The sequence below is a fragment of the Actinoplanes sp. NPDC026619 genome (genome assembly GCF_040638295.1).
Lineage (GTDB): Bacteria > Actinomycetota > Actinomycetes > Mycobacteriales > Micromonosporaceae > Actinoplanes.
Genome location: NZ_JBEZYA010000001.1, coordinates 315,502 through 331,330 on the forward strand (window position 1 = coordinate 315,502; position 15,829 = coordinate 331,330).

Below are 15,829 nucleotides of genomic sequence, written 5' to 3' on the forward strand. Positions count from 1 at the left end.
CGTTTCTAGCCCGGGCCGCATGAAAGCCACGCCGAACAGCCTGTTTACACATTCATCAAGATATTTTCACCATCCCGAACCAACGGTTTCCGCCCTGCCGAGCTTATTTCCAAATTCATCGAGATATCTTTGCGAGCGCGGTCCGGCGAGTTCGCCGGCGCCGGCCATTCTCGCCAATGGCAAAGCGGCGCTCCCCGGACGGGGAGCGCCGCGATCAGAACGGCCGGGCAACGCGGCGGCGAGGAGCTAGCCCCGGACGTCCATTTCGTAGATTCGGGCGGCGGTGTCGCCGCTCGAGGTCGGGGTGATGACGTTCAGGCGCACGTAGCGGGCATCCGCGTTCACCGTGGTCGTGGTGCTGTCGGCGGTGTTGCCGCGCACCGAGGCCCGCGTCGTCCAGGTGGTGCCGTCGGGGGACGTCTGGATGTCGAAGTCGCGGGTGTTCCACTCCGGGTACTCGCCGCCCGCGCCGGCGTGCCGCAGCACCACCGAGCCGACGTGCTTCGAGGCGCCGAGGTCGGTCTGCAACCACTTCGACGAGCCCTGCGAGCACCACTTGTCCCACCAGCCGCCGAGCCAGCTGCCGTTGACGGCCTTGTCGGCGGATTCACCGGTGCCGCAGGCCGAGTCGGCGGTCACGGCCGTGCGGAGCGCGAGATCCACGGGTGCGCTGGATGATCCGTACACCTCGAGCTCGTAGATTCTGGCGGCGCTGTTGGCGTCGTTGGCCGGGGTGGTGACGTCGAGCCGGACGTAACGGGCCGTGCGGGCGGGGATCGGCGCGTAGGTGCGGCTGTTGCGTGCGCCGCTCACCGTGACCGCGGTCGACCAGTTCGCGTTGTCGGTGCTGGTCGCGATCGTAAAGGCGCCGGTGTTCCAGTTGGTCTGCTCGCCGCCCAGGCCGGCGTGCTTGAGCACGAACGACGAGACGGTCTGCGCCGAGCCCAGGTCGACCGTGAGGGTGTGCGGCGTGCCGCCCGTACACCATTTGCTGTTGCCCTTGAGTTGGCCGTCGACCGCCTTGGCGGCGCTCTCACTGCTGGAGCATTCGCCGGAGCCGCTGGTCACCGGCTTGTTCAGGGCGAGGTTGGCGCCGAGGTCGGGCTCGGCGGGCGGCTGGGTGGCGCCGTCGCCGAAGCTCGGCGGAACGTCACCGGATCCGGTCCCCCACGACGACGAAGGCGACGATCCCATGGTGTACGCGATGGTCCCGCCGCCCGCGATGTCGGTGTACCGCAGGTAGTTGTGGCTCGTCGAGGTGCCGCCGACCGACAGCGACTGGACGTATGGGCTGGTGGCGCTGCCGCCGGAGATCGTGATGTTGCCGGTGGAGCGCTGGATCAGCACGCTCGGGAAGATCCCGCCGTGCACCGCCAGGGTGTCGGCGCCGGGCGTGACCGGGTAGAGGCCGAGCGCGGCCCAGACGTACCAGGCCGAGGTCGCGCCCAGGTCGTCGTTGCCGGGCAGGCCGCCGGCGCCGGTGGTGAACGATTCGTTCATCACCCTTCGCACCGCGTCGGAAGTGCCGGCCGGCTTCCCGGCGTAGTTGTACGTCCACGGAACCCCGTGCTCAGGCTCGTTTCCGACGTAGAAATAGGGCAGTGACAGCCCGCCGTTCAGCTGCGTGAAGTGATGATCGAGTCGCTGAATCGCGGTGGATTTCCCGCCCATCAGGGTGATCAGCGCGCCCAGGTTGTGCGGCACCATCCAGGTGTATTGAGCCGCGTTGCCCTCGGTGTAGGGGCTTTCGGTGGCCGGGTTGAGCGGCCACGGGAAGCTGCCGTCGCCGTTGCGGGTGTGGATGTAGGACGATTCGCCGTTGAACAGGCTTCGCCAGTACTGCGAATGCGTGGCGTAGGTGGAGGCGGCCGCGGTGTCGCCGAGGGCCGACGCGAACCGGCTGATCGCGAAGTCGCTCGACGCGTACTCCAGGGTCTCCGAGGGGTTGCCGCCGATGTAGTGCTGGCTCTCGTAGGTGGCCTCGTTGCCGCGTAGCACGTAGCCCTGGGTGGCCCCGGCGGTGGCGCTCTTCTTCATCAGGGCCAGGGCCGCCGCGGTGTCGAAGCCGCGGACGCCGAACGCGTATGCGCTGCCGACGATGATCGGGCCGGGGTCGCCGGGCATCACGAAGTCCTCGATGCTCTGCTGCGACCACTTGGGCAGCAGGCCGCCCTGCTGGCCGTCGAGCACCATCGACTTGACGATGTCGGTCATCACGTCCGGCGCGATCAGCGAGACCAGCGCCGCCCACGAGCGGTAGATGTCCCAGCCCGAGTAGTTCTGGTAGATCGGCGTCGTCGAGGTGTGCGCCGCCTGGTCGAAGCCCATGTACTGGCCGTTGGTGTCGCTGGCCAGATTCGGGTTCATCAGCACGTGGTAGAGCGCGGTGTAGAACTTCTGCAGGTCGGCGGTGGCCCCGCCGGTGACCTGGACCCGGTTGAGCGCGGTGTTCCAGGCGGCGGTCGCGTTGGCGCGCACGGTGTCGAACGCCGCAGCCTCGGCGGTGGCGTTGTTCTGCGCGTTGGCGACGCTGACGAACGAGACGCCGACGGTCGCGTTGACCACCGCGTTCGAGGTGGTGTCGAAGGTGACGTACGCGCCGGTCTGCGTGCCGCTCGCGGTCGCCGACCCGGCGCTGATCGTCGAGCCGCTGAACGTGCCGAACCCGGTCGGCGTGCGGTCGAACAGGATCGAGTAATAGACCTTGTAGGTGCGGCCGCCGCAGAAGCCGCCCGCGGTGTGCTCGCCGTAGACCCGGTTGCCGCTGACCGTCACGTTGCCGGCCCGGTCGCCGGTGGCCGAGCGGCTGTCGTTGATCAGCACCCGGGCGGTGGTGGAGGCGGGATAGGTCAGCCGGATCGCGCCGGTTCGCTTGGTGGCGCCCAGTTCGGCGGTCACGCCGTACTTGTCGAGCGTGTTCTTGTAATAGCCGGGCGCGGCGCTCTCGCTGCTCTTGGTGTAGGCGCTGGCGTACGACGTCCAGGCCGAGCCGGGCGAGGAGCCGAGGTTTCCGGTGATCGGCAGGATCGGCAGATCCTCGTTGTTCGGGCAGCCCGCGCCGTTGAAGTGGGTGAGGCTGAACGACTCGATCGTGCGGTCCGAGTCGCGGTAACCGGACGGTGAGCCGCTCGGGGTGTCCGGGCTGAACTGCGTCATCCCGAACGGCACGGTCGCGCCCGGGAAGGTGCTGCCGCCGGCGCCGCCGCCGACCGGGTTCGGTGAGTTGGAGTCGTCGGTGCCGACCAGCGGATTGACGTACTGGGTGAGGTTGAGGTCGGCAGCGAGCGCCGGTTGTGGAGCGGCGAGGACAGCGGTGGTGAGGAGGACCGCCGCGGTCAGGGCACGAATCATGGGAGCGTCCCTTCATCCCGACACAGGGGTGATGACAACGTTGTCGGCGCTGATCCATGCATGTCAATGCATTGAGGTTCCGGAACCGGCGAGTCGGCCCGTTGGGGCAACAAATGGCAACTCGTTGCACCGCCGCGCGAGGCGAGCAGACAGTGACTCAGATCACTGAAGAGGAGGCCTCATGCGGTGGGCAACGGCGCTGATCGGTGCAACGACGCTGGTCGTCACGCTCGCGGGCTGCGGCGGCGGGGACGACGGCGGCAGCGATGGCAAGACCCTCAACGTCCTCATCGGAGCGAACACTCAATATCCGGAGGAGTTCGCGGCCTGGCAGAAGACGATCAGCGACAAGTTCAAGGCGCAGACCGGCTCGACGGTGAAGTTCGAGACGTTCGCCAGCGCCAACGACGAGCTCACCAAGATTCAGACGTCGGTGGTCTCCGGCACCGGGCCGGACGTCTACGCGGTCGGCACCACGTTCACGCCCACGGCGTACTCCACCGGCGCTTTTGTGAAAATGGGCGGCGACGAGTGGCAGAAGATCGGCGGCAAGGACAAGTTCAACCCGGCCACTCTGGGCATCTCCGGGCCGGACGACAACAACCAGGTCGGCATCCCGTGGGTCAGCCGGCCGTTCGTGATGGCCTACAACACCGACCTGGTCACCACGCCCGCCACCACCTGGGACGAGCTCACCGCGCAGGCCAAGCAGCTCACCAAGGCCGATCAGTACGGTCTCGCGGTCGGGTACAAGGACAACTTCGATCCGTGGAAGTTCGCCTGGGGCATGTCGGTGCAGGCCGGCAACCCGCTGGTGGACGGTAAGACGGCGAAGCTGACCGATCCGGCCGTGCGGAAGGCCTACCAGACGTACTTCGGCTGGCTGGCCACCGACAAGGTGGTCGACCCGGCCGCCGTCGGCTGGACCAATCCGCAGGCGCTGGCCGCCTTCGCCAAGGGCAAGACCGGCTACTTCCTGCTGACCACCAGCACCGCGACCAACTCGCTCGAACAGGGTGCGGTCAAGGGCAAATGGAAGTTCGCCCTGCTGCCGACCGTCCCGCCCGGCGCGACCAGCCGGCCGGCGAACGGCGTCGAGGCGGCCAGCATCCTGTCCGGCGACAACCTGCTCGTCGCCGACTACTCCAAGAACAAAGATCTCGCTTTCCAGTACGTCAAACTCGTCACCGACCCCGACGTGCAGCTGGACTACTACCAGAAGTTCGGGAACCTGCCGGCGAACGCGGCGGCGCTGCAGACCCTGTCGTCCGACCAGCGGCTGGCCCCGGTGACCGAGGCGGCGAAGAAGTCGGTGGCGACCCCGTTCACCGGCGCGTGGGGCGACATCCAGCTCGCCCTCACCAACGTGGCCGTGCAGTCGCTGCCCGACCTGGCCAAGGGCTCGATCAGCCCGGCCCAGATCGACGCCCGGCTGGCCACCGCGCAGAAGTCCGCGCAGTCCGCACTGGACCGGGCCAAGTGAGACGGAACCGCCCGCTCTGGCTCCTGGCGCCGGATGGCCTGCTGATGGCGCTGATCGTCGTGATCCCGCTGATCCTCGCCCTGTGGATCTCGGCGATCGACCTCGACCAGTACACCCTGCGCCGGTGGGTGCGGGCGCCGTTCGTCGGCCTGGGCAACTACGTCGAGTCGTTCGGCTCGGGGCTGCCGCACGCGATCGGGATCAGCGTCTCGTTCGCCGTGCTGGCCACGATCGCGACTGTGCCGATCGGCATCGCTGCCGCGCTGGTCACCCAGAACGCGTACCGCGGGCGCGGCCTGGTCCGGGCGGTGTTCCTGATCCCGTACGTGCTGCCGTCGTTCGTGGTCGCCACCGTCTGGCGCACCATGCTGCAGCCGGACGGCGTGGTCAACGCGTGGCTGCACCGGACCGGCACGCTGTGGCTGAGCGGCCCGAACTCGTACTGGACACTGATCGGGGTGGAGATCTGGGCGGCCTGGCCGTTCATCTACCTGATGGCGCTGGCCGCGCTGCAGTCGGTCGATCACGAGGTGCACGAGGCGTCCGCGGTGGACGGCGCGACCTGGTGGCCGAAGCTGACCCGGGTGATCCTGCCCTACCTGCGCGGGCCGGTGCTGCTGGCCTGCCTGCTCACCACGCTCAGCCACATCAACAACTTCACCCTGCCGTTCGTGCTGTTCGGGGCGCCCGCGCCGGACAACGTCAACGTGCTGCCGATGATCGTCTACGTCACCAGCTTCCAGAGCCTGCGGTTCGGGCTCAGCGCGGCGATGGCGGTGCTGTCGCTGGTGCTGATCGCGATCCCGCTCTTCGTCTACCTGCGCGCGGTGCGTCTGGACGTGCACGAGTGAGCGCGAGGAGAGAGCCGGTTTTGCGAGCCCCGCAGCGCGAACGAAAGGCGGCGCTGTGAGCGCGAGGAGAGAGCCGGTTTTGCGAGCCCCGCAGCGCGAACGAAAGGCGGCGCTGTGAGCGCGAGGAGTGAGCCGGTTTTGCGAGCCCCGCAGCGCGAACGAAAGGCGGCGCTGAGCGCGTCGTCGGAAGTCACCCGCCTGCTCCCCCGCCCGCTGCTGATCACGATCACCACCCTGCTGGTGGCGGTGGTGCTGGTGCCGGTCGGCTACATCGTGCTCGCGTCGCTCAACAGCGACGTGGGCGTGGCCGCCGGCGAGTTCTGGCCGAGCAGCGTCAGCCTGGACAGCTACACCAAGATCTGGACCACGGCCGATCTGTCCACCGGCATCGTCAACAGCCTGATCGTCTGCGCCTGCACCGCGGTGGCGTCGGCCCTGCTCGGCACGATCACCGCCTACGTCCTCGTGCGTTATTCGTTCTTCGGGCGGCTCACCATCCTGCGCGGGCTGGTTGGCCTGCAAAGTGTCCCCGGGACGTTAATGCTGCTTCCGGTTTTCGTGTTGTTTTCCTCGGCCGGCAACTACCTCGGGCTGACCGTGATCGGCACCCGCTGGGGGCTGTTCCTGGCCTACCTGACCTTCGCCCTGCCATTCTCCACCTGGGTGATGGTCACCTATCTGCGTGGGCTGCCGCGCGAGCTGGAGGAGGCGGCCCGCACCGAGGGCGCGTCCACGCTGGTCGTGCTGTGGCGGATCGTCATCCCGCTGAGCCTGCCGGCGATCGTCGTGTCCGGGATCTTCGCGTTCCTGCTCGGCTGGAACGACGTGCTGTTCGCCTCGGTGCTGACCCGGCCCGAGACGCACACGGCCGCGGTGGCGCTGCAGGTGTTCGGGTCGTCGCAGGAGGGTGGGGCGTTGCCGGTCTATTCGCAGATGATGGCGGCGGCGCTGATCTGCGCGGCCCCGGTCGTGCTGCTCTACCTGATCTTCCAGCGCTATCTGGTCGGCGGGCTGACCGCGGGAGGCATCAAATGAGGGTCGGCGGGCTGACCGCGGGAGGCATCAAGTGAGGGTCGCGGTGATCGGCCGGGGCGACGTGTCGGTGGTGCACCTGGCGGCGATCAAGAAGCTCGGCGTCACGCTCGCCGGGGTGGCCACGCACGACTACCGCGAGCTGCTCGACGAGACGAAACCCGACGTCGTGCACATCTGCACGCCGCACGACCAGCACGTGCCGATCGCCCTCGACGCCCTGGCGCGGGGCATTCACGTGCTGCTCGAGAAGCCGGTCGCGCACACGGTCGAGGAGGCTTCGCAGCTGGTCGCGGCTTCCCAAAATCTCAAGATCGGCGTCTGCCTGCAGAACCGCTACAACGCCACCTCGCAGGCCGCCCGAAATGTCCTGCGGGACCTGGGCGCGGTAACCGGCGCTTCGGCCACCGTCATGTGGCATCGCGACGCGGCCTATTACCAGGCCAAACCTTGGCGCGGGCAAAAGGCGCGAAGCGGTGGTGGCGTCCTGATCAACCAGGCGATCCACACACTCGACCTGTTGCAGTGGCTGCTCGGCGAGGCCTCGTTCCGCGATGGACAAATCGGACGGTTGGGCGGGCTCCCGGGCGACGTCGAGGACACCGCGACGATGGTGCTCGACCATGCCGGCGGTGCACGCAGCGTGTTCTTCGCGACCGTCACCAACGCCACCGACGCGCCGGTCACGATCGAGATCACCGCCGGGCGCGGCACCCTGCTCATCCGCGGCGACCTGACCATCACCTACCGCGACGGCCGCACCGAAACCGTCCCCGAGCTGCGACCGGACGGCGGCGGCCGGTCCTACTGGGGCGCGTCGCACGAGCTGTTGATCGCCGATTTCTATCGTTCGCTGGCCGATCCCGAGCCGTTCTGGATCGGCCCGCGGGAAGCGCTGAAGGCACAGCAACTGATCGACCAGATCTACCGAAAGTAGCGACGATGTGGACCCTCTCCGGATTCTCCGACGAGATCTCCCCCGACTTCACCGAGCAGTGCGAGGCCGTTACGGCTCTCGGCCTGAAATACGTCGAGGTGCGCAGCGCCTGGGACGTCAACATCCTCGACCTGACATCCGATCAACTGACCAGGATCAAAGACACGCTTGCGGTGTACGGGCTGAAAGTGTCGTCGATCGGGTCGCCGATCGGGAAGATCGGGATAGGTGATCCGTTCCCGCCGCATCTGGAGCGCATGCGCCACGCCGCCGAGGTCGCCCACCTGCTCGACGCCCCGTACATCCGGATCTTCTCGTTCTTCCTTCCCGGCGGCGATGATCCGGCCGTGCACCGCGCCGAGGTGATCGACCGGATGCGGGCCCTGGTGCGGGTGGCCGAGGAGGCCGATCTGATCCTGCTGCACGAGAACGAGAAGGAGATCTACGGCGACGTGCCGGCCCGCTGCCTCGACCTGGTCCGCTCGGTCGGCTCGCCCTATCTCCGGCTGGCCTGGGACCCGGCCAACTTCGTGCAGGTCGGGGTGCGCCCGTTCACCGATGGCTACGCCTCGCTGCGGCCGCACGTGGAATACGTCCAGATCAAGGACGCCCGGCTGGCCGACGGGACGGTGGTGCCGGCCGGCCAGGGCGACGGCGAGCTGGCCGAGACCATCCGGGCGCTGCGCCACGACGGCTTCGACGGCTTCTTCTCCCTCGAACCGCACCTCGCGACCGGCCACGCCACCGGCGGCTTCTCCGGCCCGGCGTTGTGGCGAACCGCCTGGCAGGCCTTCACCGACCTGCTCAAAACCGAGGGGATCGAGTACGCGTGAGCATCAACTTCGCCATCGTCGGCGCGGGGGTGATCGGCACCCACCACGGCATGGTCCTCGGGCAGCTGTCCGATCGGGCGCAGCTGGTCGCGGTCGCCGACGTCGAGATCGAGAAGGCCGAGCGGCTGGCCGGCGAGCGCGGTGGACGACCGTACCCCTCGATGGCCGCCGCCCTCGCCGCGGAGGAGATCGACGTGGTCGTGATCTGCACCCCGACCGGCCGGCACGGCTCGCCGGCGATCGAGGCGCTGCGGGCCGGCAAGCACGTGATCGTCGAGAAACCGGCCGAGATCACGGTCGAGCGCACCGACGAGATCATCCGGGCGCAGCGGGAAGCCGGCACGCTCGTCACGGTGATCTCGCAGCACCGCTTCGACCCGGCCACCGAGAAGACCCTCGCCGCGATCGAGCGCGGCGACTTCGGCCGGCTCACCTCCGGCATCGCGTCCATCGACTGGTACCGCTCGCAGGGCTACTACGACTCCGGCGACTGGCGCGGCACGTGGGAGCTCGACGGCGGCGGAGCCCTGATGAACCAGGGTGTGCACACCGTCGACCTGCTGATCGCCGCCCTCGGCCGGCCGGTCGAGGTGTTCGCCTACACCGGCACCCTCGCCCACGAGCGCATCGAGGTGGAGGACGTCGCGACCGGGCTGGTCCGGTTCGCGTCCGGCGCGCTCGGCGTCCTGCACGCCACCACCGCGGCCTATCCGGGCCTGAGCGCCCGGCTGCAGGTGCACGGCGACCGTGGCTCGGCGGTGATCGACAACGACGAGCTGGCCTACTTCCTGGACGCGCCGGTGGTTGCCGGCGGCGTGGACACCGCGGGCCGCAACCCGGGGCAACTGTCCGACGCGCACCGGCGGCAATACCTGAATTTCCTCGGCGCTCTCGCCGGCACCGAGGAATTGCGGGTCGACCTGGCGACGAACCGGCTGGCGATCTCGGTCATCACCGGCGCGTACGAGTCGGCGCGCACCGGCCGCCCGGTGGTGCTGTCGTGAGCCGGCTCGCTGCCAACCCGATCCCTTACTGGGCCACGGCCGGCAAGACCCGCGCGGTGTTCGCCGAAGCGTTCGCGGATTTCCAGGAGATCGGCTTCACCGCGGTCAAGGCGGACGTGCCCGACGGCATGACCGCGCCGGCGTACCGCGATTGGCTCGACGGCTACCAGCTGCGGCCGGCGCTGAGCCTGTTCAACTCGCCGTTCGACGAGACCGTGGAGCCGGCCGCCGAGATCGAGAAGGCCCGACGGTTCGCGGCCACCCAGGTCGAGCTCGGCCTCGACCGGACGATGATCTCCTCGGTGGCGCGACCGGAACGACTGGCCCGACCAGCCGTCGGCGCCGGTTTCTCCGAAGACCGGCTCACCCGGGCGATCGACCTGTGCGGCGAGGTCTGCCGCGCGCTGCAGGCCGAGGGCCTGCGGCCGCTGCATCACTCGCACGTGGGCGGCATCTTCGAAACCGAATCCGAATTAACAAGACTGCTCGACGATCTCGGCCCGGACGTGATCGGCCTCGGCCCCGACACCGGGCATCTGCGGTGGGCCGGCATCGAGCCGGCCGCCTTCATCCGGCGTTACGCCGACCGGCTCGGCGGCATCCACATCAAGGATGTCTTCCCCGATCATCTCGGCTCGTCCCTCTCCTACGCCGAAGCCACCGCGTCCAAACGGCTCTGGGCCGAGCCCGGTCTCGGCGTCGTCGACTTCGACGCGGTGCTGGCCGCGATCCCGGCGGACTACGACGGCGATTTCATGATCGAGGTGGACGAGCCGAGCGTGGCGTCGAAGAAGGAGTCGCACCGCATGTCGTTCGCGTGGGCGCAGGCGGCGCTCGCTGGCAGGATCGACCCATGAGCGACGCTGTCCGCCTCGGCGGCCCCGACCAGATCCTGTCCGAGGAGGAGATCACCGAGTTCGTCGTGACGCAACTCGCGGCGATCGACTTCGACGGCCGCAGCGTCTGCGTGCTCGTGCCGGACGCGACCCGCACCTGTCCGCTGCCGCTGCTCGTCGGGGCGGTGCACCGGGCCCTGCACGGCCGGGTGTCGAAGCTGACCGTGCTGATCGCGCTCGGCACGCACGGGGCGATGAGCGACGAGGCCCTCGCCGCGCACGTCGGCACCTATCCCGGCGTCGAGGTGCGCAACCACGAGTGGTGGGACCCGTCGACGTTCGCCGACCTCGGCACGATCCCCAGTTCCCGGATCGAGGAGTTGTCCGACGGACGGATGAGCGGCGACGTCGAGGTGCTGCTCAACCGGGCGGTGGTCGACCACGACATCGCCCTGGTGGTCGGGCCGGTGCTGCCGCACGAGGTGGTCGGCATGTCCGGCGGCAACAAGTACTTCTTCCCCGGCGTGGCCGGCCAGAAGATCATCGACGTGTCGCACTGGCTCGGCGCCCTGATCACCTCGGCCGAGATCATCGGCACCACGTCGCTCACGCCGGTGCGCGCCCTGATCAACGACGGCGCCGCGCTGATCCCGGCGACCAAATACGCCCTGTGCGTGGTCACCGCCGAGCAGGGCGGCCTGCACTCGATCTCCTTCGGTGACTGCATCTCCTCGTGGGCGAGCGCGGCCGAGATCAGCGCCGCCACCCACATCACCTACCGCGATGCGCCGGTGCGCCGGGTGCTGTCGCTGATCCCGTCGATGTACGACGAGATCTGGACCGGCGCGAAAGGCTTCTACAAGGTCGAGCCGATCGTCGCGGACGGCGGTGAGGTGATCCTCTACGCCCCGCACATCACCGAGATCGCCACCAGCCACCCGCAGATCCACGAGATCGGTTACCACTGCCGCGACTACTTCGTGAAGCAGTGGGACACGTTCTCGCACGTGCACTGGGGTGTGCTCGCCCACTCCACCCACCTGCGCGGGGCCGGCACCTACGACGCGGAGACCGGGGTCGAACGGCTGCGAGTCGCCGTCACCCTCGCGACCGGCATCCCCGAGGAGGTCTGCCGGGCGGTCAACCTCGGTTACCGCGACCCGGCGACGATCGACGTGGCCGCCTTCGAGGCCGACCCGGAAACGCTGGTCGTCCCCCGGGCCGGCGAGGTGCTCTTCCGGCTGCGGTCCGGGCGCTGACCGGTCGACCGCCGCACCACCAGGCGGACCGGAAGCACCAGCGGGCGTCCGCTCGGGTGTGCGCCCTGGGCGACCGCGATGCAGTTGCGCACCCCGGTGAAGCCCATCCGGAACAGCGGCGAGGCGATCGTGGTCAGCGTCGGCTCGACCAGCTCGTCGATCGGGATGTTGTCGAAGCCGACCACGCTGACCTGCTCCGGCACCCGCACGCCGAGCTGCCGCAGCCCCTGCACGATGCCGATCGCGAGCTGATCGTTGTAGGCCTGCACCGCGGTCGCGGCGAGCTCGGCGACCCGGATCGCGGCGTGCCGCCCGGCCAGCACGGTCGGCTCGTACGGCCCGACCCGCCGCGTCTCCAGCCGCAGCTCGGCGGCGACGTGCCGCAACGCCCGCCACCGCACGCCGTCCGACCAGCTGGTCTCCGGCCCGGCGACGTACGTGATCCGGTCGTGCCCGAGCATGGCCAGGTGTTCCGCCGCCCGCCGGATCCCCCGCTCGGCGTCGTTGAGCACGCAGCTGACCTCGGGCAGGCTCCGGTTGAGCAGCACGACCGCCTTCTGCTTGGCCACCATCCGCAGTGCCGAGTCGGTCATCCGGGAGCTGGCGATCACCACCCCGTCGACCTGCCCCAGCTCCCGCTCGATGGTCTCCCGTTCCACCGCCGGCGACTCGTTGGTGTGCGACAGGATCAGCTGGTAGCCCGCTTCCCGCGCGGCCTCGTAGGCGCCCTTGATGATGTCGCCGTAGAACGGGTTGGTCACGTCGGCCACCACCAGCGCGATCGCGTTGCGCACCGCCCCCGGCACGGGCTGCCGGCTGACCGCGACCCGGTACCCGATCCGCTCCGCCGCCCGGAAGATCAGCTGAGCGGTGTCCGAGTTGACCCGTCCGGGCCGCGCATAGGCCCGCGACACCGTGGAGGCGGACACCCGCGCCTCGCGCGCCACGTCGTAGATGGTCGGGCGGCCCATGACGAGGATGTTAAATCCGCCATCGTCGATCCGCAGTCTCTTGTCAGGAACCGGGGATGAACGGCACGTCCTCCGGGGCGGCCTTACGGGCGGCCAGAACCGCGGTGGCCGCGGCGCCGCCGGCCCCGCCGGCTCAGTTGCCGTAGGCGGCTGCTGCCTCCTGCGGTGACGTCGCGGCTGCGCTGGCCGCGACCCGGTCGGTCCAGGCGCGCACGACGTCGCGAAGCTCGGCCGGCTGGCGGATGACGAAGGGGCGCCCGAGCCCGGCCAGGACGCCCGGCAGCCAGTCGAGCCGCTCCGCCCGCAGCCGGACGACGACCCAGTCCGCGCCGTCGCCGTCGCCCGGCTCGACGGTGGCGACACCCCGCGGCAGCCGCGCCCGCACCTCCTCGGCCGGGCCGCGCACCGCGACGACGACCTCGTGCTGCCACGGCGTGCCGGCCAGGCTGGTCAGCACGACGTCGGCGGGCTGGAAGCCGTCCGGCACCACGAAGGCGCCCGGCTCGACCCGGACCCAGGCGATCCGGTCGAGCCGCAGCGTGCGCATCTCGCCGGAGGCGGCGCCCGGCCCGGCCAGGTACCAGCGCCCGGAGTGCGCGACGATCCCGTACGGATGCATGGTCCGTTCGCTGTTGCGGCCGGTGCGGTCGGTGTAGCTGATCATCACGGGCCGGCGCTGCCGCGCCGCCTCGGCCAGTTGGAGCAGCACGGTGGTGTCGGCGGCCGGGGCCTCGCGCGCGGGGGCGGTGAACGCGATCGTCGCGAGCAACGCGTCGAGGCGGGCGGCCAGCGTCGCCGGAAGCACCCGGCGCACCTTCGCCGCGGCCGATTCGGCGGCCTCGGGCGAGGCGGTCACCAGACCGGCCCGGCGGCCGGCGACCAGGCCGAGCACGAGGGCGAGCGCCTCCTCCCCGGTCAGCATGAGCGGCGGCATCCGGAACCCCGGGGCCAACCGGTAGCCGCCGTAGCGGCCGCGCACCGACTCGACCGGCACCTCGAGATCGAGCAGATGACCGGCATAGCGCCGCACCGTGCGCTCGTCGACGCCGAGCCGCTCGGCGAGGCCGGGAACGGCGTGGGTGCCACCGCCCTGGAGGATCTCCAGGAGGGCGAGCACCCGTGAGGTCGGTCCGGTCATACGTCAGATTGTCCTCGGATACCGGGCGGATTCTGCCCGGTATCGAGCCTAGCGTTTTCCGTGAGCCCACCACGTCACGGAGGAAACGCCATGAATCTGGCATCGATTCGTCTCATCACCGACCAGGTCAGCCGCGTCACCGACTTCTACGAGCAGGTGACCGGGGAGACGGCCCGCCGGCACACGCCGGACTTCAGCGAGCTGGTCCTGCCCGGGGCCACGCTCGCTATCGGCAGCACCGCCACGGTCAAGCTGTTCGGCGAAGGATCGGCCGAGCCGGCGGCGAACCGCACCGCGATCATCGAGTTCCGGGTCGATGACGTGGACGCCGAGTTCGACCGGCTCCGCGACCGGATCGGCGAGCTGGTCCAGGCGCCCACCACGATGCCCTGGGGGAACCGGTCCCTGCTGTTCCGGGACCCGGACGGGACACTGGTCAACCTCTTCACCCCGGTCACCGCCGACGCGGCGGCCCGCCAGCAGCGTTAGTTGCTGTAGATCCGGGCCGGGTCGAGCAGGACGACCGTGCGGTGCTGCTCGGCCATCACCCGGTCGTACTCGGCCCAGTCGTCGTGGGTGCCACCGGCCGCGGTGAACACCTCGCGCAGCAGCAGGCGCAGGCGCTCGGCGTCGACGCCCTCGGCGGGGTCGGCCGGGCCGATCAGGCGGGCGGCGCCCTCGACGGCGGCCCAGTCCCAGCCCGAGCGGGCCGCGATCGTCAACTGTGGCCGGGCCCGCAGGTTGGCCAGCTTGACCGGGCCGTAGGTCACGAACGCGGGCACACGCACGCCGGTGAACGGGTCGGGCAGGACGCCCGCGTTCACCAGCGACGCCTGGATCGTGCCGTCCGCCCGCAGCGTCGACACGATGATCAGGCCCTGTTCCTTGGCCGCCAGCGCGGCGAACTTGTCCAGCGTCGCTTCACCCACGTCTGCAGCCTACCCATCGACGATTGTTATCGTGCCTGCCGTGACGGAACCCGCGCTCCCGACGATCCAGACCCCCAGCCGGACGACCCTGGTCGCGATCCTGGCGGTGGTCGCGGCCGTGCTCCTGGCGACGGTGGCCGGGATCCTCGTCGCCGGCGGCGGCAAGTCGGTGCGCTACGAGGTCGAGACGAGCGGCAGCTCCGCCCTCCGGATCACGTACGTCGCCGACGGCAACCAGTCGCAGCTGGTCCCGCAGGCCGACTCGTCCTGGTCAGAGACGGTCGAGTTCACCGGCGCCAACCAGTGGGCGGCCGTCGGCGCCGACTTCCCGAACGGCACCGCGACCTGCCGCATCTTCCTCAACGGCAAGAAGCTCGCCGAGTCCGCCGGCCGCGGCGGCGCCCTGTGCGAGACGACCATCCCGTAGACCTCAGCCCGGCCAGTCCGGGCGGCGGCGCTCGATGAACGCGCGTACGCCCTCGCGGCGGTCGTCGGCGAAGATCGCCGCCCGCCACGCGGAGTCCTCGATGTCCAGACCGGCCGCCAGGTCGGTGTCAAGGCCGCGGCGGATCGCGTTGCGCGCGTTCGCGACCGCCACCGGGGAGTTGGCGGCGATCTGGTCGGCCAGCTCGGTGGCCGCCTCGTGGTCGGTACGGGCCGGCACCAGCCGGTCGATCAGGCCGAGTCGCGCCGCCTCGGCCGCCCGGACATGCCGGCCGGTGAGGATCAGGTCGGCGGCGACGCCGTAGCCGGCCCGGCGCGGCAGCAACTGCGTTCCGCCGCCGCCCGGCACGATGCCGAACCGCACCTCGGGCAGGCCGACGACGGCGGTCTCGTCGGCGACGATGAGGTCGCAGCACAGCGCCAGCTCATAGCCGCCACCGAGCGCGTGGCCGTGCACCGCCGCGACCGCCGGCACGGCCAGCTCGCGGACCGCGGCGAAGGCCCGGCGGAAGACCAGGCGCTGAGCCATGAAGCCGGCGTCGGTGAGGCCGCCGCGTTCCTTGAGGTCGGCGCCGACGCAGAAGGCGGCGGGGTCGGCCGAGCTGAGCACGACCGCCCGGGCGGCGGTGCCGCGCACCGCCTCGGCCGCCGCGGTCAGCTCCTCGGCGAGCGCGCTGGAGAGGGCGTTGCGGGCGGCGACCCGGTTCAGCCGGATCTCGGCGACCAAACCATGATCGAGGAGTACGACGTCAGGCATGTGC

15 protein-coding genes are annotated in these 15,829 nt (G+C 70.0%); 10 read left to right on the forward strand and 5 right to left on the reverse strand.

What is annotated here, in order from left to right; genetic code table 11:
* Positions 1 to 246: 246 nt before the first annotated feature.
* Positions 247 to 3,351, reverse strand: coding sequence for a GH92 family glycosyl hydrolase (locus AB0E90_RS01535; protein ID WP_360397794.1), 3,105 nt, complete (start codon positions 3,349 to 3,351; stop codon positions 247 to 249).
* A 181-nt stretch (positions 3,352 to 3,532) separates the two neighbouring features.
* Here AB0E90_RS01535 and AB0E90_RS01540 point away from each other — a divergent pair, with 181 nt between their 5' ends.
* From AB0E90_RS01540 to AB0E90_RS01575, 8 genes are all read left to right on the forward strand, one after another.
* Entirely contained in the window at positions 3,533 to 4,834 is a 1,302-nt protein-coding gene (locus AB0E90_RS01540) for an extracellular solute-binding protein (RefSeq protein ID WP_360397796.1), read from the forward strand.
* On the forward strand, positions 4,831 to 5,685 hold the full coding sequence (locus tag AB0E90_RS01545) for a sugar ABC transporter permease (RefSeq protein ID WP_360397798.1): 855 nt from the start codon (positions 4,831 to 4,833) through the stop codon (positions 5,683 to 5,685). Before AB0E90_RS01540 ends, AB0E90_RS01545 begins: the two co-directional genes overlap by 4 nt.
* A gap of 114 nt (positions 5,686 to 5,799) precedes the next feature.
* The gene (locus AB0E90_RS01550) at positions 5,800 to 6,720 is read left to right on the forward strand and encodes a carbohydrate ABC transporter permease (protein ID WP_360397800.1); all 921 of its coding nucleotides are present in this window, start codon (positions 5,800 to 5,802) and stop codon (positions 6,718 to 6,720) included.
* Positions 6,721 to 6,751: 31 nt separating this feature from the next.
* Positions 6,752 to 7,654, forward strand: a complete 903-nt coding sequence (locus tag AB0E90_RS01555) for a Gfo/Idh/MocA family oxidoreductase (RefSeq protein ID WP_360397802.1) — start codon at positions 6,752 to 6,754, stop codon at positions 7,652 to 7,654.
* A 5-nt stretch (positions 7,655 to 7,659) separates the two neighbouring features.
* Entirely contained in the window at positions 7,660 to 8,487 is an 828-nt protein-coding gene (locus tag AB0E90_RS01560; RefSeq protein WP_360397804.1) for a sugar phosphate isomerase/epimerase family protein, read from the forward strand.
* A complete protein-coding gene (locus tag AB0E90_RS01565; RefSeq protein ID WP_360397806.1) occupies positions 8,484 to 9,491 on the forward strand; it encodes a Gfo/Idh/MocA family oxidoreductase in 1,008 nt (335 codons plus the stop codon). Before AB0E90_RS01560 ends, AB0E90_RS01565 begins: the two co-directional genes overlap by 4 nt.
* The gene (locus AB0E90_RS01570; protein ID WP_360397808.1) at positions 9,488 to 10,348 is read left to right on the forward strand and encodes a sugar phosphate isomerase/epimerase; all 861 of its coding nucleotides are present in this window, start codon (positions 9,488 to 9,490) and stop codon (positions 10,346 to 10,348) included. The genes AB0E90_RS01565 and AB0E90_RS01570 overlap by 4 nt, the downstream gene beginning before the upstream one ends.
* Positions 10,345 to 11,586, forward strand: coding sequence for a lactate racemase domain-containing protein (locus AB0E90_RS01575; RefSeq protein ID WP_360397810.1), 1,242 nt, complete (start codon positions 10,345 to 10,347; stop codon positions 11,584 to 11,586). The genes AB0E90_RS01570 and AB0E90_RS01575 overlap by 4 nt, the downstream gene beginning before the upstream one ends.
* Here AB0E90_RS01575 and AB0E90_RS01580 read toward each other — a convergent pair.
* Complete coding sequence (locus tag AB0E90_RS01580; RefSeq protein WP_360397812.1) at positions 11,478 to 12,557, reverse strand: LacI family DNA-binding transcriptional regulator; 1,080 nt, start codon at positions 12,555 to 12,557, stop codon at positions 11,478 to 11,480. The two genes, AB0E90_RS01575 and AB0E90_RS01580, sit on opposite strands and share 109 nt — an antisense overlap.
* 133 nt (positions 12,558 to 12,690) lie before the next feature.
* Entirely contained in the window at positions 12,691 to 13,695 is a 1,005-nt protein-coding gene (locus AB0E90_RS01585; protein ID WP_360397814.1) for a WYL domain-containing protein, read from the reverse strand.
* A 90-nt stretch (positions 13,696 to 13,785) separates the two neighbouring features.
* Between AB0E90_RS01585 and AB0E90_RS01590 the strand changes: the two genes are divergently transcribed.
* Positions 13,786 to 14,184 carry a VOC family protein gene (locus tag AB0E90_RS01590; protein WP_360397816.1) on the forward strand — a complete coding sequence of 133 codons (399 nt, stop codon included), beginning with the start codon at positions 13,786 to 13,788 and terminating at the stop codon, positions 14,182 to 14,184.
* On the opposite strand, the gene AB0E90_RS01595 is transcribed toward AB0E90_RS01590, so the two are convergent.
* Complete coding sequence (locus AB0E90_RS01595; protein WP_360397818.1) at positions 14,181 to 14,624, reverse strand: TIGR03618 family F420-dependent PPOX class oxidoreductase; 444 nt, start codon at positions 14,622 to 14,624, stop codon at positions 14,181 to 14,183. The two genes, AB0E90_RS01590 and AB0E90_RS01595, sit on opposite strands and share 4 nt — an antisense overlap.
* Before the next feature lie 40 nt (positions 14,625 to 14,664).
* On the opposite strand from AB0E90_RS01595, the gene AB0E90_RS01600 reads away from it, so the two are divergent.
* On the forward strand, positions 14,665 to 15,051 hold the full coding sequence (locus tag AB0E90_RS01600; protein WP_360397820.1) for an MmpS family transport accessory protein: 387 nt from the start codon (positions 14,665 to 14,667) through the stop codon (positions 15,049 to 15,051).
* A 3-nt stretch (positions 15,052 to 15,054) separates the two neighbouring features.
* On the opposite strand, the gene AB0E90_RS01605 is transcribed toward AB0E90_RS01600, so the two are convergent.
* Positions 15,055 to 15,825, reverse strand: coding sequence for an enoyl-CoA hydratase-related protein (locus tag AB0E90_RS01605; RefSeq protein ID WP_360397822.1), 771 nt, complete (start codon positions 15,823 to 15,825; stop codon positions 15,055 to 15,057).
* Between the last annotated feature and the right edge of the window lie 4 nt (positions 15,826 to 15,829).

What these genes read in the sequence shown, in the direction of transcription:
- AB0E90_RS01535 (WP_360397794.1), bottom strand. Translation starts at nt 3,351, where the DNA reads ATGATTCGTGCCCTGACCGCGGCGGTCCTCCTCACCACCGCTGTCCTC.
- AB0E90_RS01540 (WP_360397796.1), top strand. Translation starts at nt 3,533, where the DNA reads ATGCGGTGGGCAACGGCGCTGATCGGTGCAACGACGCTGGTCGTCACG.
- AB0E90_RS01560 (WP_360397804.1), top strand. Translation starts at nt 7,660, where the DNA reads ATGTGGACCCTCTCCGGATTCTCCGACGAGATCTCCCCCGACTTCACC.
- AB0E90_RS01575 (WP_360397810.1), top strand. Translation starts at nt 10,345, where the DNA reads ATGAGCGACGCTGTCCGCCTCGGCGGCCCCGACCAGATCCTGTCCGAG.
- AB0E90_RS01580 (WP_360397812.1), bottom strand. Translation starts at nt 12,557, where the DNA reads ATGGGCCGCCCGACCATCTACGACGTGGCGCGCGAGGCGCGGGTGTCC.
- AB0E90_RS01585 (WP_360397814.1), bottom strand. Translation starts at nt 13,695, where the DNA reads ATGACCGGACCGACCTCACGGGTGCTCGCCCTCCTGGAGATCCTCCAG.
- AB0E90_RS01590 (WP_360397816.1), top strand. Translation starts at nt 13,786, where the DNA reads ATGAATCTGGCATCGATTCGTCTCATCACCGACCAGGTCAGCCGCGTC.
- AB0E90_RS01605 (WP_360397822.1), bottom strand. Translation starts at nt 15,825, where the DNA reads ATGCCTGACGTCGTACTCCTCGATCATGGTTTGGTCGCCGAGATCCGG.